The organism is Lampropedia puyangensis, assembly GCF_004833285.1.
GTDB lineage: Bacteria > Pseudomonadota > Gammaproteobacteria > Burkholderiales > Burkholderiaceae_C > Lampropedia > Lampropedia puyangensis.
The window spans coordinates 488,742-508,264 of sequence record NZ_STFG01000001.1 but is presented as its reverse complement, the minus strand read 5'-3'; the positions used below and the strand labels follow the sequence as shown (position 1 = coordinate 508,264).

17 protein-coding genes are annotated in these 19,523 nt (G+C 55.5%); 14 read left to right on the top strand and 3 right to left on the bottom strand.

Annotated features, from left to right (window positions below):
• Window positions 1-218 precede the first annotated feature (218 nt).
• From cobW to E9531_RS17900, 12 genes are all read left to right on the top strand, one after another.
• Complete coding sequence (gene cobW / locus E9531_RS02140) at window positions 219-1,277, top strand: cobalamin biosynthesis protein CobW (protein ID WP_136572067.1); 1,059 nt, start codon at window positions 219-221, stop codon at window positions 1,275-1,277.
• 29 nt (window positions 1,278-1,306) lie between these two features.
• Entirely contained in the window at window positions 1,307-5,185 is a 3,879-nt protein-coding gene (gene cobN / locus E9531_RS02135) for a cobaltochelatase subunit CobN (RefSeq protein WP_136572066.1), read from the top strand.
• Window positions 5,186-5,219: 34 nt separating this feature from the next.
• On the top strand, window positions 5,220-6,359 hold the full coding sequence (locus E9531_RS02130; protein WP_136572065.1) for a magnesium chelatase ATPase subunit I: 1,140 nt from the start codon (window positions 5,220-5,222) through the stop codon (window positions 6,357-6,359).
• Window positions 6,356-7,087, top strand: coding sequence for a vWA domain-containing protein (locus E9531_RS02125; RefSeq protein ID WP_211343344.1), 732 nt, complete (start codon window positions 6,356-6,358; stop codon window positions 7,085-7,087). The genes E9531_RS02130 and E9531_RS02125 overlap by 4 nt, the downstream gene beginning before the upstream one ends.
• 60 nt (window positions 7,088-7,147) lie before the next feature.
• Entirely contained in the window at window positions 7,148-7,825 is a 678-nt protein-coding gene (locus E9531_RS02120; protein ID WP_136572064.1) for an energy-coupling factor ABC transporter permease, read from the top strand.
• A gap of 381 nt (window positions 7,826-8,206) precedes the next feature.
• Window positions 8,207-8,932, top strand: coding sequence for a FadR/GntR family transcriptional regulator (locus E9531_RS02115; RefSeq protein ID WP_158291700.1), 726 nt, complete (start codon window positions 8,207-8,209; stop codon window positions 8,930-8,932).
• Window positions 8,933-8,982: 50 nt separating this feature from the next.
• Window positions 8,983-9,783: a transporter substrate-binding domain-containing protein gene (locus tag E9531_RS02110; RefSeq protein WP_136572062.1), complete on the top strand. Its 801-nt coding sequence runs from the start codon at window positions 8,983-8,985 to the stop codon at window positions 9,781-9,783.
• A gap of 137 nt (window positions 9,784-9,920) precedes the next feature.
• Window positions 9,921-10,622, top strand: coding sequence for an amino acid ABC transporter permease (locus tag E9531_RS02105; RefSeq protein ID WP_136572259.1), 702 nt, complete (start codon window positions 9,921-9,923; stop codon window positions 10,620-10,622).
• Window positions 10,619-11,272 (top strand): amino acid ABC transporter permease, encoded by a 654-nt coding sequence (locus E9531_RS02100; RefSeq protein WP_136572061.1) that lies wholly within the window; start codon window positions 10,619-10,621, stop codon window positions 11,270-11,272. The genes E9531_RS02105 and E9531_RS02100 overlap by 4 nt, the downstream gene beginning before the upstream one ends.
• The gene (locus tag E9531_RS02095; protein WP_136572060.1) at window positions 11,259-11,996 is read left to right on the top strand and encodes an amino acid ABC transporter ATP-binding protein; all 738 of its coding nucleotides are present in this window, start codon (window positions 11,259-11,261) and stop codon (window positions 11,994-11,996) included. The genes E9531_RS02100 and E9531_RS02095 overlap by 14 nt, the downstream gene beginning before the upstream one ends.
• A complete protein-coding gene (locus tag E9531_RS02090; RefSeq protein WP_136572059.1) occupies window positions 11,996-12,523 on the top strand; it encodes an ureidoglycolate lyase in 528 nt (175 codons plus the stop codon). The genes E9531_RS02095 and E9531_RS02090 overlap by 1 nt, the downstream gene beginning before the upstream one ends.
• Window positions 12,524-13,416: 893 nt before the next feature.
• Entirely contained in the window at window positions 13,417-14,463 is a 1,047-nt protein-coding gene (locus E9531_RS17900) for a hypothetical protein (protein ID WP_136572058.1), read from the top strand.
• Between the two features lie 51 nt (window positions 14,464-14,514).
• On the opposite strand, the gene E9531_RS02080 is transcribed toward E9531_RS17900, so the two are convergent.
• On the bottom strand, window positions 14,515-14,982 hold the full coding sequence (locus E9531_RS02080) for a winged helix-turn-helix transcriptional regulator (RefSeq protein ID WP_136572057.1): 468 nt from the start codon (window positions 14,980-14,982) through the stop codon (window positions 14,515-14,517).
• Here E9531_RS02080 and E9531_RS02075 point away from each other — a divergent pair.
• On the top strand, window positions 14,977-16,407 hold the full coding sequence (locus E9531_RS02075) for a D-amino acid dehydrogenase (protein ID WP_342210841.1): 1,431 nt from the start codon (window positions 14,977-14,979) through the stop codon (window positions 16,405-16,407). The two genes, E9531_RS02080 and E9531_RS02075, sit on opposite strands and share 6 nt — an antisense overlap.
• A gap of 155 nt (window positions 16,408-16,562) precedes the next feature.
• On the top strand, window positions 16,563-16,934 hold the full coding sequence (locus E9531_RS02070) for a cupin domain-containing protein (protein ID WP_136572055.1): 372 nt from the start codon (window positions 16,563-16,565) through the stop codon (window positions 16,932-16,934).
• A gap of 85 nt (window positions 16,935-17,019) precedes the next feature.
• Here the strand turns inward: E9531_RS02070 and E9531_RS02065 are convergent, their stop codons facing one another.
• Both E9531_RS02065 and E9531_RS02060 read right to left on the bottom strand, forming a co-directional pair.
• Window positions 17,020-18,705, bottom strand: a complete 1,686-nt coding sequence (locus E9531_RS02065; RefSeq protein ID WP_136572054.1) for a long-chain fatty acid--CoA ligase — start codon at window positions 18,703-18,705, stop codon at window positions 17,020-17,022.
• A 184-nt stretch (window positions 18,706-18,889) separates the two neighbouring features.
• Window positions 18,890-19,492, bottom strand: a complete 603-nt coding sequence (locus E9531_RS02060) for an IMPACT family protein (RefSeq protein ID WP_136572053.1) — start codon at window positions 19,490-19,492, stop codon at window positions 18,890-18,892.
• Window positions 19,493-19,523 lie beyond the last annotated feature (31 nt).

Here is a 19,523-nt window from a genome sequence, read left to right as displayed (position 1 = left end):
GCGTCATGGCTGCATGATGCCGTCTGCTGTTGGGCGCCTTGGTGCCTGTCAACGCACACACAATAGCTACCCCCTCACGCAGATAGAAAACAAACGCGCCACATTGGCTCCGGCGATTGTGCTGTCGCCCCCCTCTCGTTATTCCCCTGCACGTTACGTGCTTGGTAAAGCCGTCCATACCAACGTGCAAGCAACCCCAACTTTTTAAGTCACCGACCATGCAAACTGCAAGAATTCCCGCCACCATCGTTACTGGTTTTCTCGGCAGCGGCAAAACCACTTTGCTGCGCCATATTCTGGACAACGCCAACGGCCAGCGCATTGCCGTGATCGTCAATGAGTTTGGCGAACTGGGCATTGATGGCGACATCCTCAAAAGTTGTGGCATTGGCTGTGACGATGCCGGCAACGAAGTCGATGGTCAGCTCTACGAACTGGCCAACGGCTGCATGTGCTGCACCGTGCAAGAGGAGTTCTTCCCTGTCATGAAAAAGCTGGCTGAACGCCGCCAAGACATTGACGCCATCTTGATCGAAACATCTGGTCTGGCTTTGCCAAAGCCACTGGTGCAAGCTTTCCAATGGCCTGAAATTGCCAACGTGTTCACTGTGGATGCCGTAGTGACAGTAGTGGATACACCCGCAGCCTTCGCAGGGCAATTTGCAGCCAACCCGCAAGCGGTGGATGCGCAACGCCAAGCCGACCCCAATTTAGACCATGAATCGCCACTGCACGAGTTGTTTGAAGATCAGCTATCGGCTGCCGATTTGGTCATCCTGAACAAGGCAGATTTAGTCGACACCCAAGCCTTAGCACAAGTGGAGCAACTGGTGCGTGCAGAAATTCCAGCGGAAGTCAAAATCATCCAGGCTAGCAACGGCGTATTGCCCCTGCCCGTCTTGCTTGGTTTGGGCAAAGCGGCCGAAACCACTATCGACCAACGCAAAAGCCACCACGACCATGAAGAAGACCATGACCACGACGACTTTGACTCATTTGATTTGAGCCTGCCAGAAGTCAGCAAAGAAGCACTTCTCAATGCTCTAGCCCAATTGGTGCAGCGTCAATCGATCTTGCGCGTCAAGGGTTTCGTCGCGGTACCCGGCAAGCCCATGCGTTTGCTGGTGCAAGGCGTAGGCAAACGGTTTGATGCCCATTTTGACCGAGCTTGGCGCGCAGATGAAGCGCGCTCCACACGCTTAGTGTTCATTGGGCAAGAACTCGATGCTGCTGCGCTGCAATCTGAACTGCATGCATTGCTCGGGCTGCCAGCCTAACCTGCCATAAGCAAAGACGTACCCACACCATGCATTTGCTCAGCACCCGCGCAGGAGGCTTTGTCGAGGATGACAGCATCATCACCCGCCTGGACCAAACGCCTGCCTCCATCGTCATACTCAGCTCTGCCGACACCACGCTGGCATTGCTGGCGCAGGCCTGTGCCAGCCTGGCGGAGCAACACAGCGACTTTCCCAGTGTGCGCCTGGCCAACTTGTTGCACTTGCGGCAAAACGCTTCGCTTGATTTGTATGTCGATGAAGTACTACAGCATGCCAACGTGGTGATTGTGGATCACCTAGGTTCAGAATCTGCATGGCCTTACGGTATCCAACAAATCAGCGCACTGGCGAAGGTGCGGGGCCAGCAACTGGCCATGTTTTCAGGTGATTTGCAACAAGACCCGCATCTGCTTGCCCGTAGCACCTTGCCTGTTGAAGTCAGCCAACAGCTGTGGCAATACTTGCGCGCAGGCGGTGCGCGCAACGCACGTTCTTTTTTGCAAGCCACCGCATGGTTTGGCCTGCAATATGGAGCGCGGCCTGAGCCTCCGCGCGCCCTACCCCAAGTGGCCATCCATGTGCCAGCGGCCTGGTCGGCTGCAAGCGTGCAACCGAGCTCCAGCATTGCCAGCGTCGCCGACTTGCAAGCCCACTGGCTGCCTGACGCACCAGTCGCAGCGATTGTGTTTTACCGCGCCCACCTACTGGCAGGCAACACCGGCGTGTTTGATGCACTGGCATTGGCCCTGCAGCAACAAGGCATCAACGCCTTACCGTTGGCGATTGACTCCCTCAAAGATGCGCTGTGCCTGGCAACCCTGCGCCAACTGTGCCGCACCCACGATGTGCAAGTGGTACTCAACACCACTGCCTTTGCAGCCTTGAATGCAGACAGCACGCACGATACTGAGCGGCTGGCTGGTGATGCCCCCGTCATTCAAGCCATTGTCAGTGGTGGCAACCGAGAAGACTGGCAAGCCGATCCGCAGGGTTTGCGCCCTCGCGATATCGCCATGCAGGTGGTATTGCCGGAGCTGGATGGCCGCATCATCACACGCGCGATCAGCTTCAAAGGCTTGCTGCGCCGATGTGAATGGACGCAAACAGACGTGGTGGGTTACTTGCCTGAACCTGACCGCGTGGCCTTTGTGGCTGAATTGGCCGCCCGTTGGTGCCGCTTGCGCCAAATACCTGCTACACAAAAAAAACTCGCCCTGATCTTGGCTAACTACCCCGGTAGCGAAGGGCGTATTGGCAGCGGCATTGGTTTGGATACCCCCGCCTCCATCCTGCAGATTGTGCAGCGCTTAAAACAAGAGGGGTATGCCTTGGGGCCAGAGGAAAACATGCCTCTGGATGGCGAGCAATTGATGCACTGGCTGCAACAAGGGATTGCCAATGACCCCGCACAATGGCCGCTGCGCCCCGCTTGGCAAAGCTATCCCCTGTCCGACTACCAAGTCCGCCTGAACCAACTAGCCCCCAACATGCAACAGGCGTTGCACGCACGCTGGGGCCCCCCAGAGCAAGACCCCATGCTGCGTCAAGGCCGCTTCATGATTGCAGGTTTGCGTTTAGGCCATGTATTCATTGGCATTCAACCTTCACGCACACATGCCAACGTCCATGCACCACAAGATTACGCAAGTTACCATGACGCAGAGCAAGTACCGCCACACCACTACTTAGCGTTTTACTTTTGGCTGCGTGATGTATTCGCTATTGATGCGATGGTGCACGTGGGCACACACGGCAACCTCGAGTGGTTGCCCGGCAAAAGCCTAGCCCTGTCAGCCCAGTGCTGGCCCGATGCCATCTTAGGCCCGCTGCCACACCTGTACCCCTTTATCGTCAATGACCCTGGTGAAGGCGCACAAGCCAAACGCCGCAGCCAAGCCGTCATCATCAGCCATCTCATGCCCCCCATTACCCGTGCCGAACAGCACGGCGCCATGCTAGAGCTAGAAGCCTTGGTTGACGAGTACTATGACGCACTGCTGGTAGATGCACGCCGCGCGGCATTACTGCGCCAGCACATTCTGCAAGCAGTGCGCGAGCAGCAATTGGCAGAAGAGCTGGATCTGCAAGAGTCGCTTGCACAGGGCGAAAATGATGCAGTACTGGAGCGCATTGACGCTTATTTGTGCGAGCTCAAAGAAACACAGATTCGCGATGGGCTGCATGTTTTTGGTCAAAGCCCCTCTAACGAACAACGCACGCAAACCTTACTGGCTTTGGCCCACTTCCCAGTGCAAAGTGCCCACAATCGATCCTCATCGGCACAGCAAGCCGAACCTCCTGCACCAACGCTAAGTTTGTTACAAGCACTGGCCCACGACCTATTAACCCCGACTGACGGCCCAGCCTTAACCGATCCATGGCAGGCCGATGCAGCACACGCTTGGTCTGGCCCGCGCCCTGCGGTACTGCAAGCCTTGAGTGATGCACCTTGGCGCCATTGCGGCGATACCCGCGAGCGGCTGGAACATGGCGCAGCCAACATCCTTGCAGGAACATGGCCTCACCCTTTAGGGCCTCATACACAAGTGGCTTTGCGGGCCATCGAACACCACATCGCTCCTGCGCTGGATGCCTGTGGCCCACTGGAGCTGCAACACCTTAGCGCAGGACTACAAGGCCAATTCATCCCCCCGAGCCCCAGCGGAGTTCCGTCACGGGGGCGTGCCGATGTATTGCCTACAGGCCGCAACTTCTACACCATCGACACGCGCGCCATTCCCACTAGCACAGCCTGGACGCTGGGCCAGCAAGCAGCCAGGCGCGTACTGGAGCTGCACCTGCAAGAGCATGGCGAATACCCGAAAACGCTGGGTTTATCCGTCTGGGGAACAGCAACCATGCGCACAGGAGGCGACGATATTGCCCAAGCCTTTGCACTCATTGGCGTGCGCCCTAAATGGGCTCCAGGTAGCCAACGCGTGGCCGATTTTGAAGTCATCCCTCAAGTGGGTTTGAATCGCCCTCGCGTGGATGTCACACTGCGCATCTCCGGTTTTTTTCGCGACGCATTTCCCGGCGTAGTGCAAATGTTCGATGCGGCAGTACAAGCCGTGGCCGCGGTGGAAGGCGAAGACGAAACGCAAAACCCCATCCGGGCCTGCATCCTGCGAGAAACTGCGCAATTGCAAGCCCAAGGCATCGAAGCATCCCAAGCGCGAGAACAAGCAGGTTGGCGCATCTTCGGCAGCCCACCGGGCCAATACGGCACAGGCATCAGTGAATTAATGCAAAGCGGTCAATGGCACAGCCAAGTCGATCTGGCCAAGCGCTTTGTGCAGTGGAGTGCCTTTGCCTATGGCCAGCACGCCGAAGGCACGCCCGCCAACAGTGCCTTGCAACAACGTTTGCACGACATGCAAATTGTTTTGCACAACCACGACCATGGCGAAGCCGACGTGCTTGATGCAGCCGATTACTACGAATTCCAGGGCGGCATGGCTACCGCAGTGGCGCAGCACAGCGGCCAACAACCGGCGCTCTACCATGGGGACCACCGCAATCCACAACAAGCCAAGGTGCGAAGCCTGAAAGAAGAAATTGGCCGCGTGGTGCGCGCCCGCATCACCAATCCGAAATGGATTGCAGGTGCACAACGCCACGGCTACAAAGGCGCATTTGAAATGGCGGCCACGGTCGATTATTTGTTTGGCTTCGCCGCGACAACAGGCCAGGTCAGTGACCACCATTGGAGCCTGGTGACCCAAGCCTACGTGCACGACGCGCACAACCGCGCGTTCATGCAGCAGCACAATCCTGCGGCCCTGCATGATGTACTCGAACGCCTGGTAGATGCCATGCAACGCGGCTTGTGGCAACAGCCCGGAGATGATGCCGATGCGATTGCCCAGCATTTGCTGACTTTGGAAAACAGCATGCAAGCGTAAAACCTGCCCCCCATTAACAGACCGCAGTCACTTTATGGAACAAGCCCTATTTCCTTTCAGCGCCATCAAAGGCCAACCCGACATGCAGCTCGCCTTAGTGCTTGCGGCCATAGACCCTGCTATTGGAGGCGTGTTGATTGAAGGTCCGTCAGGCACCGCCAAAAGCACCGCTGCTCGCGCATTGTCCGAACTGCTCGCGCCTCATTCGCCTTTTGTAACGCTGCCTTTGGGTGCGAGTTTGGAACATGTTGCAGGCAGTTTAGATTTGAACAGCGCCATACAGGGCCACGCGGTTGAATTTGCCCCCGGCCTGCTGGCCAAAGCCCATGGTGGCGTGCTGTATGTCGATGAGATCAACCTGCTGCCTGACGCCATTGTCGATGTACTGCTCGATGCCGCTGCCAGTGGCGTTCACACGGTCGAGCGCGATGGAATCTCACACAGCCACCCTGCGCGGTTCGTGTTGATTGGCACCATGAATCCTGAGGAAGGTCAATTGCGCCCCCAGCTGCTAGACCGTTTGGGCTTGAACGTTCAACTGGGCAATGTGACCGAGCCTCACTTACGCCAACACATCGTCAAAACCCGGCTGGCATTTGACGCCAATCCGCATGCATTCCGCCTGCAATACGCAAACGCCAATGCCGCGCTCGCAGAACGCCTGCACGCAGCGCGAACTGGCTTGGATCAATGGAGCACACAGCCCGATGGTGGCTGGAACGATGCGGTACACACCGCGGTGAGCCAAGGCTGTATTGATGCGGCCGTCAACGGTTTACGCGCAGATATGGTATGGCTGCGCGCCGCCCGGGCTGCCGCGCTCTGGCAAGGCGATAGCGAAACCACCACTACCCATGTTGCCCAAGTCAAGACGCTGGTGCTGGCCCACCGCAGTCATGGCCATGCCAATACACAGCCAGCCCAATCGTCCACTGCACAGGCAGCGACCACGCCACCTGCACCACCACAACGACAACCCAGCCACACCACGAGCACAGCCCATGCTGGCCAGACCGCCTCTGAGCAGCAAGCCCCAAATCCCGATGCACTCGGCGCTACCGCGCCACCGGATTGGGGAGCCATGGCGCCTGAACCCGTGCGTTTGCAACGTATTCCCTCTCATGCGCCGTTGTTAACCAGTGCTGCCCCGCGCGAGCCTTTAAAAAACGTATGAGCCCTTCTGCCCCACTCAACAGCACCAAGTGCCGCATACGCGCAGCCAGTGCGGTTGCGGCAGGAGGGCTCAGCACCCCAAACGTTCCCACCCTCAACACGAGCGCTATGGGCAGTTGGGATTGGCCTCAGACACTGCGCCAACGCGGTGCTGAACCATTGCGCTTGCACCATTTACAGCGCAAACCTGCGCTGGCGCACGAAACCGCGTTGCACTGCATCGTGCTCGATTGTTCGGCATCCATGCGGCAAACCGGGGCTTTGGCACACGCCAAAGGCCTGCTGCTGGCTTTGTTGGCTGAGGCGTACCAAGCGCGCGCCCACGCGGCGTTGTTCTGTTTTGGCGGCCAAGGCGTGCAACTGCAGCTGCCACCACAGCGCCCCCCGGCTTGGAATGACGCTTGGCTGGCACCTATTGGTGGCGGTGGCCACAGCCCTTTGGCGCAAGCCGTAACGCAAGCCGATGAACTCCTGCGTAACGCCCACCGTTACGCCCCTGCCCAGCGCACACTTTGGCTGCTGAGCGACGGCCGCGTTGCACATTTGCCGGAACGCCCCACCCATACAGCACACACGACCTTAGTGGACTGTGAGCGCAACCGCATCCCGTTAGCGCGCATGACACAGTTGGCACAACGCTGGCAATGCAGCTACCTCCACCTGGATCAACTCGCTCCGCCAAGTAGCGACGATTCAGTGCACATCCATACAACATTGAAAAACAGATAAAGCACGCCCCCACGCAACACCTGATTTACTTTCCTCAACCAACTCTGAAGGAGTTTTCTCATGCATATCGAACCCGGCATGGTGGATGGTTCCAAAATCTTGCTCAGCTACGCGACAGCCAGCGCGGCACTGGGCTACACCGCATGGCTGACGCTGCGCGCATTACGCAGCGATGGCATTCTGGCTGTGCTGTTGCGAACAGCCATCGCCAGTGCACTGGTCTTCTGCTTCTTTGAGATCTTTCCACACCACCCGGTAGGGGTGTCAGAGGTGCACCTCATTCTGGGCACCACGCTGCTCCTGCTGTTTGGCACAGCGCCTGCAGCCATTGGTCTAGCCACGGGTTTGCTGATTCAAGGTGTATTCTTTGCGCCATTTGATTTACCGCAATACGGCATGAATGTCACCACCTTGCTGCTGCCATTGTTTGCTACCGCCGCATTGGCGCAAAAAATCATCCCTGCGCACACGGCCTATGTCGATATTGGATACATGCAGGCATTCAAGCTCTCCATCGCATACCAAGGCGGTATCGTGCTGTGGGTCGGGTTCTGGGCCTTGTATGGCCATGGTGTGGGTGCGGACAACCTGCAAAGTATTGCCAGCTTTGGCGCAGCATATATGAGTGTGATTGTGCTGGAGCCCTTGATTGACCTGGCAGTACTCGCTGGTGCAAAAGCATGGAGCAACCTGCGTGGCAGCCTCTTGGTGCACAGCCGCCTGCACCAGCCAGCATAAACACTAACCGAACCTATGGCGGAATAGGTCTGGCACCTTGAACAGGCACTTCGTGTGCCTGTCATTTTGCTATTTTTCAGCATGGGCCATTTTGGTGTGCGCAATGCACAAGCCCATGCAACGTGCACCAAATGTTCCCAGGCGCGCACCATCACGCCCCTCTCTATCAACGCCAAGCCTTGCACCAGCTTGTGCGTACACTGCTAAAAACTAGAGGAAAGCGCTGGAAACCCACTCCTCTAGCTTGCACGCACCCACATGACAAGGGCTGCAAATTCCTTCTGTACTGACACTTTATTCAAAATTGGCACGGTCCATGCTTTGAAGTGTTTACGCGGTCTGACCAGTCAGACCACAGAACACAAAAGCCATGCACCACCTATGACCCGACTTGCCAATACCGCCGCATTCACTTTGCAGCAACGCATCATGCGTGGCGAGTACGCCGCGGGTGAATTTCTGCCACCGCAACGCTCACTGGCGGACGAGCTGGACATCAGCCGCGCCTCACTGCGTGAAGCCCTCTCTATGCTGGAGACGCTCGGATTGGTACAAATGTTGCCAGGCAAAGGCACACGGGTACATGCCCTAAACGAAGCCGCCCCCAGCCTCGGTCGAGCATTTGCGCTACCAAGTCAAACGCTACACCTGAGTAATGCCCATTTGATGGAACTGCGCTTGGTGGTAGAGCCTGCTTGGGCAGCGCTGGCAGCTCGTCACAGCACGCCAGACACCGTCGCTGAACTGGAAAAAGTACAGCAAGAATACGCCCACGCTTTGAGCCAATGCGATCTACAAAAAGCAACCCAATTCGATTTGCGCTTTCACCTGCTGCTGGCGCAACAGTCAGGCAATCCTGCTCTGCATACGCTGTTTACTCACCTTGAAGCAGCCATCCTCTACAGCCTGCAGCAACCCTATATCGAGATGGAAACCCTGCAAGCGCCCATGCAAGAGCATGCACAAATCATTCATGCCATTGCGGCAAAAGACGAGCGCAGCGCAGCCACTTGCATGCGCGACCACTTGCTCTCAGCGGCCACCCGAAGCCATGTGAACCAGCCGTCCTGCACTAACGATGTGCCCTGGCTTCTCACCCCCATTTGATTCACGTTTGCCTTTCACCTTTCACCGTTCGCCTACCACAGGAGTTTTTCATGCCTTACACCAATACCTTTTCTCGCCGTCTTGTTGTACACAGCCTAGTCGCGTGCGCGGCTGCCATTGCAGTCACCGGCGCGCAGGCCGATGTCTTGGCCAATGTGCAAAAAGCTGGCGTTCTGCGCGTAGCCATTCCACAAGACTTTCCTCCTTTTGGCTCCATGGGCACCGATCTGAAGCTCCAAGGCTATGACATTGACATGGCCAACCTGGTAGCGCAAGAGTTGGGCGTTAAGGTCGAATTGGTTCCCGTAACCAGCACCAACCGTATTCCATACCTGACCACCAGCAAAGTCGACATCGTGATCTCGTCACTCGGCAAAAATGCTGAGCGCGAGAAAGTCATTGACTTCACCCAAGCCTATGCGCCATTCCCGAAAAGCGTCTATGGCCCGGCCAACATGGCCATTACTGGCCCAGTCGACCTAGCTGGTAAAACCATTGGCGTAACACGCGGCTCCACAGAAGATTTAGCACTGACAGAATTGGCCCCGAAAGACGCCACGATTCGCCGCTACGAGGACAACAACTCCACCGCCACCTCTTACCTCAGTGGTCAAGTACAGCTGGTAACTCTGGGCAACATCGTGGCCAACGCCGTGCGCGAAAAAAGCAAACAGCGCGACTTTGACCTGAAGTTTGCCGTGGAGGACACCCCTTGCTTTATCGGTGTAGCCAAAGGCGAAACGGCACTGGCAGACAAACTCAACGAGATCATCACTAAAGCCAAATCCGATGGCCGCCTCAATGCCATGTCGGTCAAGTGGATGCAATTGGAGTTGCCAGCAACGCTGTAATGCGTTGCTGGCAGATGCATACATCAATAGCGCTTGCGCCTCAACACATCGCGCACATGCGTTGAGGTATTCACCAGCGTCTGTTTAGTGACGGTATGCCACCTTTCACTGCAGACGCACTTCTTTCGGACTTCATCATGGCCTACCAGTTTGATTTTCTGGCCGTCTTTGATTACAGCGGCACCTTGCTTCAAGGCGCGGCGGTGACGTTGGCGTTGACCGCCATTGGCGCACTCGCCGGAGGCACCATTGGCATTCTCGGCGGTGTATGCAGAGCCTGGCGAATTGCACCATTGAGCTGGTTCTTTGGCGTCTACATTGAGTTAATACGCAATACCCCCTTCTTGGTTCAATTGCTGTTTATTTTTTTCGGTCTCCCGTCTTTGGGTGTGCAAATCGACGAATGGCAAGCCAGCGTATTGACTATGGTTATCAACTTGGGGGCCTACATCAGCGAAATCGTGCGTGCTGGCATCAAAGAAACACCGCGTGGTCAGCTTGAGGCCGCCGCCGCCTTAGCCATGAGCCGGTTTGCCACATTCAGACATGTCGTACTGCGCCCGGCTTTGCAAAAAGTCTGGCCCGCATTGACTAGCCAAATCATCATCGTCATGCTCGGTTCTGCCGTGGTGTCGCAAATCGCAGCAGAAGACCTCACGTTCGCGGCCAACTTCATTCAATCGCGTAATTTTCGCGCGTTGGAAACCTACCTCATCGTCACGCTGATGTACTTTGCGTTGGCCCTCATGCTGCGCCAGCTCCTACTGTGGATTGGCAATCGTTGGATCATCAACCGTCCTACCCCTAAAGCAGCCCCCACACAAGGAGTGCGCGCATGATTGCAGATATGAACTGGCCTGCCTTGTTTTCGGCCCTAGGGCAAGGCTTCTGGTCAACATTGCGCCTTTCCCTAATGGCGTTCGTGTTAGGCGGCATCGCTGGGCTGATCATCCTTTTCGCGCGAGTAGGTAAAAACCTCTTCCTTCAACGGCTGGCTTCCTACTGGATTGAACTGTTCCAGAACACACCGCTGTTAATGCAGTTGTTTTTGATTTTTTTTGGACTGCCCATGTTGGGGGTGGATATTTCACCTTGGATTGCAGCCGCACTGGGCCTGACTTTTTACACCAGCGCCTATTTGGCAGAAGTATGGCGCGGCTGCGTGCAGGCCATTCCCAAAGGCCAATGGGAAGCCTCTTCCAGTCTGGCTATGGGATATTTTCAGCAAATGCGCCATGTCGTTCTGCCACAGGCATTTCGCCTCTCTATTGCTCCTACCGTGGGCTTTTCTGTACAGATCGTCAAAGGCACCTCTGTGGCGTCCATCATCGGTTTCAGTGAGCTCACCAAAATTGGCTCAATGCTTGCAAACGCCACATTCCAACCCTTTCTCATCTACGGCCTCGTAGCCATCGGGTACTTCTTACTGTGCTACCCACTCTCGCTTTATGCCAAACATCTGGAGAAGAAACTCTATGCCGCTCGTTGATGTCTGTGACCTACACAAATACTATGGTGACAACCATGTTCTCAAAGGAATTGACCTGCTCGTTGAACGCGGAGAAGTCGTCTCCATGATCGGTCGCAGCGGCTCAGGCAAAAGCACCTTGCTGCGCACCATCAATGGCCTTGAAGCCATCAATGAAGGGCAGATTGTTGTCGATGGTGCTGTCCTCAAGCCCGATGCTGCCATGCCCCAACAACTGCGCGCGCTACGCCTGAAAGTGGGGATGGTCTTTCAGCAATTCAATCTATTTCCTCATCTCAGTGCGGGCCAAAACGTCGCCCTAGCGCCAACGGTGGTAAAAAAAACCAGCAAGCGAGAAGCTTTAGAACTGGCGCGTGAGATGCTCCACAAGGTCGGCATGGGTGACAAATTTGATGCTTACCCCGATCAGCTCAGCGGCGGCCAGCAGCAACGCGTTGCCATCGCCAGAGCCTTGTCCATGCAACCCAGTGTATTGCTCTGTGACGAGATCACCTCTGCGCTTGATCCTGAGTTGGTTAATGAAGTTCTGGCCGTGGTTCAAAACCTCGCAGCCGAAGGCATGACCCTCATCATGGTGACCCATGAAATGCGCTTCGCCCGTGATGTGGGCAGTCGTCTGATATTCATGCACCAAGGTCGTATCCATGAAAACGGCAACGCCAAAGAGCTGTTTCGCGCCCCCAAAACCCCTGAATTGGCCGCTTTCCTAGGATCGGTTCAATAATGCCTGCACTACCCACCACACACTGGCTTACGGTGCAACCACTCACAGCTGAAAGCTTTGCGCCATTCGGTCAGGTCATTGAATGCAAAGGCCACTGCAGTTTCCCCATCAATGGAGGTACATGTCAGCGTTATCATGATCTCGCACAACCTCAATTGCGTGCTGAAGGCCGCATTGGCATGAGCCTTTTTCATGCTCAGGCACTGCCCTGGAACTTGCCTCTGCAAGTGCTAGAGCGCCATGCTTATACCTCCCAAGCCTTTGTTCCGATGGGCCAGGCATTGCCCATGTTGGTCGTCGTCGCACCTGCCGATGTTCCCGCCTACGCATTGCAGCCCCCCCATGTACAAGCCTTTCTCTCCGACGGCCAGCAAGGTATCAACTTGGCACCCGGCACATGGCACCACCCCTTAAGGACCTTGAAAGAAGGCACCTGGCTTGTGGTAGATCGCATCGCCCCCCCCGGCTCACCTGTTGACTGCGAAGAGCACGACATCGGCAACTGGGATCTGGTCTGCGCCCGCTAGCAAAGTGCTTTTAAAGAGTCGAAATAACTCTAAATGGCGCAAGTGCACAAAGACATGGATCTGACCGACAGCACTGTGCACACGCTGATGCACGGAAACAGGCTCTGTGCCTAATGCAAATGCAAGCACACACACCAACCAACAGCCATCACGATTTACCCATTGCTGCAAATGCGCTTGGCCACCAGTTCATACCTGGCTCTCCTGGTGGGAGTAGGTTGCTGACATCACGCACGTCAGCACGGACGTCGGTGGGTTCTATCTCTCGGCATTGCTGGATTTGTACTCGCAAAAATTTGTAGGCTGGGCCACTGCATCAGTCATGCATGCGCATGCCGGTGTGCTCGGCGTTGAAGACGGTCATCAACTGCCGTAACCCCAAGCCAAGATTGATCGCGCATTCAGACAGGGTAACCAATATACAAGCAGCGATTACATCAAGATATTGGCAGACTACAAGTTCATCGCCAGCATGAGTCGCAAGGGAAGTTATTGGGATAGGCACCAATACAGCATTTCTTTCTGATTCTCAAGATGAAGCACACGTGGTGAACGACCTGTGCCCAATTCCCCAGAAGCCGACCTCGTTATCACTGGCTACATGACAGGGTTCCAAAACCCCATACGTCAGCGTTCAACACTGAACTACTGCTCACCTAATTCGTATGAACGACGCTTTGCACAACGTAAGGCTACGAACAGTTTTTTTGGGCAATCAGGCATACGAAATTACGTAGCCACGACTGCATCTAAATACAACGTCAAAAAACCACAAAAAAAATGAAAAAGTGTTAATCAAAAGGAGTGACAAACAAATCACATTGTTTCACATAGACACAATAAGCTATCCTGCGATTCGTATAAACCCAATGAACTTCCAAATGAGTGCCTCCATGTTCCACACACAAAAATTCAAATTTTCTCTTGCTGTTGCCTGCTTGGTATCTGCAGGAAGCGTACCTGCCCAAGTTTTGCTGAATGCAGCAGGAACAGCAACCGTTCCTGCTGGAGTCCACTGGGTTGACGTGGTTCTTGAAGGCGCAGGAGGCTCGGGTGGAGGAGGTGACGACGACAATGCAGGAAACGGTGGGGCTGGTGCAAAAGTGGTAGCCACCATAGCAGTCCAACCTGGTCAACTTATCTCTGCCACACTAGGTGATGGGGGAGCTATGCTCACCAATTTTTCTGTAGGCGGCACCGGAGGCAATGGTAGTGGAAAAGGCGGCAACGGCACTATTGGTTATGGCAGCGGCGGTGGCGGTGGCGGTGGCGGTGGCTCAGTCGCAACAGTAGGCGACACCGTAATTCGAGCTGGCGGTGGCGGTGGCGGTAGCTCATACTGGGGGCGAACTGACGATGCGACAACAACTGCAGGATGGACATCAGGAACCAATGGCGGAGATGCCTTAACCACCGTGGTGTCCACCGCAAACTGCCTAACGGCCGCTGATGGTGGTGTAGGTGGCGCATCGCTGATCCCAACCGATCCCACTGCCGTTGACCCAAATGGCGGTGGCGGTGGTGGTGGCGGTGGCGGCTATACCGGGGCTGTCGGCGCAGGTGGTGACGGAGGGCGAGATGGCTGGTACGGTATAGACATGGTCAATGGCGAGCCCGGTAAAGGTGGCACGGGGGGCGGCTCATGTGTTTGGGCTGTTGGCAGCAATGTGCTCTACCAACCTGCAATAGGCAGCACCGGTGCGGCAGGCGGTATTGGCGGCTATCGTGAAGAAATTGGCGGTATAGCAAATGCCAGTGCAACCGGCACACCTGGCCAACCGGGCTCGGTATTGATCTCCGTGAATACAAACCTCCTCCCCCCAAGAAATACGATCCAGGCAACTCCTGTACCTACATTACACATGTGGTCGCTATTGACCTTGATTGCAGGGGTTGGAATGCTTGGGGCCATACGCAAACGCCACGGCCATCGCCAATAAATACAGAAAGATGTCCATACGTGCCAAAAATACTGTTGCTATGAGACTCTTTTACCGCTCCAGCTGCAGCTCCAAAGACTCTTTAATTTCTTCCATCACCACATAGCTGTGTGACTCAGCCGGCACTGGCAGTTGCTTGAGGATGTCCCCAAGCAAGCGACGGTATTCGCGCATACCGCCAAGTCTGGCTTTGACCAAATAGTCAAAGCTTCCAGACACCAAGTGGCACTCCACCACATCACGCACCAGCAGCAACGACTGGCGCGCTTTCGAGAAGATATCGTCAGACTTCGACGAGAGCTTGATTTCCACGAACACCAACAATGTCTTTCCCAAAGGTTCTGGGGCCAAGTGTGCGTGGTAGCCGGTGATGATTTTGTCGCGCTCCAACCTGCGCACACGTTCCGTACAGGGCGAAGCCGACAGCCCGACGCGGTCGGCCAACTCTGTCATGGCAATACGGCCCTCTCTTTGCAGAATGCTCAAAATCTTGCGGTCGGTTTTGTCAAGTGGGTGCATTTCACTGTTCTCGCTTGCTTGCTGAAAATATTTCAAAAATATTCACTTTTTTTATTAAAAAATAAAGTGAATACAACTTCAAATAAAACAATAAAGTTGCGCAATTACTTTTTATACGGATTGAATCCAATGAAAGTCATTGTATTGGGCGCCGGTGTCATTGGAGTCACCAGTGCGTACTATTTGGCCCGTGCCGGCGCACAAGTCGAGGTGATTGATCGCCAGCCACAGGCAGCGCAGGAAACCAGCTTCGCCAATGCTGGGCAAATCTCGCCCGGTTATTCCACACCATGGGCCGCACCGGGCATCCCCCTGAAAGCCATCAAATGGATGTTCCAGCAGCACGCCCCGTTGGCGATTCGTCTGGACGGCAGCTTGTTCCAGCTGCAATGGATGGCACACATGCTGCGCAACTGCAATAGCGGCAGCTACGCCATTAACAAAGAGCGCATGACCAGGGTGGCCGAATACAGCCGCGATTGTCTGAGACAACTGCGCGCAGAAACAGGCATCCAGTACGAGAACCGCAGCGGCGGCACACTGCAACTGTTCCGTACACAGGCACAAATTGATGCAGTACAACGCGATATAGAGGTACTACGCGAATGCGGGGTATCCCATGAACTCCTTGCCCCCGAACAACTGCCGCGAGTCGAACCTGGCTTGACCCATGCGACAGATCGCCTCACTGGCGGACTTTACCTGCCAAACGATGAAACAGGCGACTGCCATTTGTTTACCAACGCGCTTGTGCAAGAGTGTCGACGCCTGGGGGTTGTATTTCGTTTTGATCAACACATTGAGCACATTGAGCAGGGAGGCGACGCCATTACGGGCGTGCGGGTGAATGGCCAAACGCTGGTTGCTGATCGCTATGTGTTGGCCTTGGGGTGCTATTCACGCCAACTACTGGCCCCATTGAATTTGCAATTGCCGGTCTACCCGGTCAAAGGCTATTCGCTTACCGTGCCTTTGCGCGATGAAAGTCTCGCCCCCCAATCAACCGTCTTGGATGAAACTTACAAAATTGCCGTCACCCGCTTTGACCAACGTATCCGCGTTGGGGGCATGGCTGAACTGGGGGGATTTGACCTCCGACTTGATCCTCGGCGCCGCGCCACGTTGGAAATGGTCGTGAGCGACCTGTTCCCAGGCGGAGATTTACCCAGCGCGAGCTTCTGGACCGGCCTGCGCCCCATGACGCCTGATGGCACACCAATCATTGGTGCCACACCATACCGCAACTTGTATCTCAATACCGGACACGGCACCTTGGGTTGGACCATGTCGTGCGGCTCTGCCCGTGTTCTGGCCGATCTGGTTACTGGCAAAACGCCAGAAATCAGCACAGAAGGTTTGGCCATCGCACGCTACCGCTCTAGCGGCCATCGTCCAAGCCGTTCGGTGACTGCCGCATCTGCTTGAAACGGTATAACTGGCCTTTATTCAAAGCAGCCTGTTCAGTAAACAATACATTGGCGATGCGTCTTGCAGCAGAACATGCATGACAAGAGCATCCATGGGACATGAGCAGCTTCCGCGATAATGCAGCCCTCCTGCAAAATCGACCAGAGTGAACCATGTCCCCCCAGACAACAGACACAGTCTCCATCATCCATTGGCCAGCGAAAACCTTAGTCAATCCCGTTATGGGTAAGCCTAGCCGCCCCATCAGCGGGCAGACGCAATACCAAACGATGAACGTGTTTGAAGGCTTGAATGGCAAGGTCAACTCTGGTACCTGGCAAGCCACTGCGGGAAAGTTTGCATCACACGTAGTGGGCTATATCGAGTTTTGCTACATCGTCGAAGGAGCTTGCCGTTTGGTCGATCCGAACGGAACTGTGCATCATTTCACCGTAGGCGACCATTTCATCATCCCCGATGGCTGGACTGGCCACTGGGAAGTCGATGAGTGCGTTAAAAAGGTCTATGTCATCGCCAAAGCCTGAAGGCCTGTTCGCGATCTCTGCGCCGTTGCAGTGATGGCCGCGCCCTGCACGTGCCCAGCCACACTGATACCGCTGCTGCGCGGTCTTACGTCGGCTCTTTCTCTTGCAGCAGTCGCCACATCACCTTGCCGCTACCGCTTTTGGGCAATGCATCCACAAAAGAGATGATGCGCGGTGTTTTGTATACTGCCATGTTCTCGCGGCACCAGGTCAGAATCTCTTCCTCGGTCGTGTCCTGATGGCCTTGGCGCAGTACTACAACAGCCTTGACCGTCTCACCACGATAGTCATCTTTGGCCGCGATCACACAGGCCTCCTGAATGGCGGGATGGCGGAACATCAACGCCTCCACTTCAGCTGGCCAAACCTTGAAACCTGAGGCATTGATCATGCGTTTGAGCCGATCTGTGATGAAGTAATAACCATCCTCATCGGTTCGCCCCAAATCACCGGTGCGGAAAAAACGCATCCCATCAATGTCCACAAACGCGCTGGCTGTGGCCTGCGGATGCTTCCAATAACCTTCAAACACCTGCGGCCCATTGACGACAATCTCACCCTGCTCGCCGGGGGGCAATTTTTCCAGTGTTTCAGGGTCGACGATATACGACGTTACGCCAATAAAAGGAATGCCAAGGCATTGCTGTTTAGGGTGATCAACAGGGTTATTGTGCGTAGGCGCCGCCGTTTCGGTCAGCCCATACCCTTCAGCGTACTTGAGCCCATATGAATCTTGCAGGCGCTGCGCGACTGCTTGGGGCATGGCCGCACCACCACCCCCCATGTAGAGCAAACTGGTCAAATCAAAACTCGCAAAGTTGGGGCTGGCCAGCAAGTCAATCACCATGGTGGGAATGTTGGTCCAATTAGTGACTTTCCATTTCGATATCAAACGCCCGGCTAATTCACGATCCCAACGCGGCATCAAGATTTGCGTAGCCGCCTTGTAGATGGAGCCATGCATCACGGCAACCATGCCTGTAATGTGGAACATAGGCACCACTGCCAGCGTGACGGACTCCATCGTGCTATAGCCCCACAGCGTGGCAGCAGTGGCATTGAAGTTGATACTGCGATGCAAATGCATACAGCCTTTAGGCAAGCCTGTTGTGCCGCTGGTGTAGGGCAAAACAGCCAAATCATCCGCACCAACCTCATGCACAGGCGCCGTGGCAGTGCAAGCCAAAGCATCCGAAAAACGGTGCGTTTGCGCACCCTCAATAGCAGGCAGCGGGTATTCGCTGCACAGCCATTTTTGCCAGACCTCAGGCGGAGCATCATCGCCTTGCACTTGCGCGTCGAACGCATCGGTGAACTGGGTCACAATCAAGTGCTTGAGTTGCTGCTCAGGCACTAATGCATCCGAGGCTTTAGCCAGTTGCGGCGCCAAATCTCCCGTTGCCAGTGCCACACGTGCATCAGCGTCTTCAATGTAGTGTCGCAGCTCTTGTGCCAGGTTCATCGGATTAACCGGCACGACCACCGCGTTGGCACGCAAAATCGCATAGTGCGCAATGATCAATTGCGGACAATTTTGCATGAGGACGATGACACGATCGCCTTTGCGCACGCCGATTTGATGCAAATAAGCCGCCAGCCGCTCCACCTGATACGCGAGCTGCGCATAAGTGGTTTTAGTGCCAAAAAAAACCAACGCATTTTTATTGGGATAACGCTGCGCGCTGTCATGCAAGTTGTGCCAAACCGATGTGGCAGCAGTAGGCATGGTGCGCGGCACATTTCGAGGCCAGAAAGCGTCAGACACGGGCATGTTGTCTCCTGTTTGAATGGAATGCACCGCAGACTATCCCCATTCATCAAGGGGTTCAACGGTGCCAGCCCTCACTGTCCCCGGAAAAGGGTCACCTGGGTTACACCCGCCGGCCGTATTCGCTAATGCACCTGCGTTGTGCCAACTATCAAGCCTTCATGTGCAAGCATGCCGCAACCCAGGGCTATCCTTCGTGCGCCGCGTCCTCTATCCATTGCGCTTGGCCTTGAGTGGCATCCACCACCGCCTGACGCACTTGCGGCACAAGCCGCTCAGGCATCTGCGCGCGCAAGCGCACCCTCGCCTCGTGCGTCACCTCCAATTGCTCCACCCCATGCTGCAGCAACACGTGGCGCACGACCCCTTCTTGAGGATACTGCACCTGCACAGTCAGGTAGGCCATGGGCTGGACCTGCACCTTCTCTGCTCCCAACAAGGCTTGGGCAATGGAGTCGGTATAGGCACGAACCAAGCCACCAGCCCCCAGTTTGACGCCACCGAAATAGCGCACTACCGTAGCCAGCACACCATGCAGTTGCTGATGGCGTAAAACTTCAAGCATGGGCCTGCCTGCCGTTCCACTGGGCTCTCCGTCATCCACCGCGGCTGACTGCCCACCAGCCATCAAAGCCCAGCACACATGGGCGGCTTCGGGGTGCTCTTGCTTAAGTGCGGCCACAATGTCCTGCGCCTGACTGCGGCTGGCAACGGGCTGCACACAGCCAATAAAACGGCTTTTCTTAATGATCAGTTCGCTATGGACAGGATTTTGAATGGTCAGGTGCATGATTGGCTTAGGATACCTCACCCTTGCATCA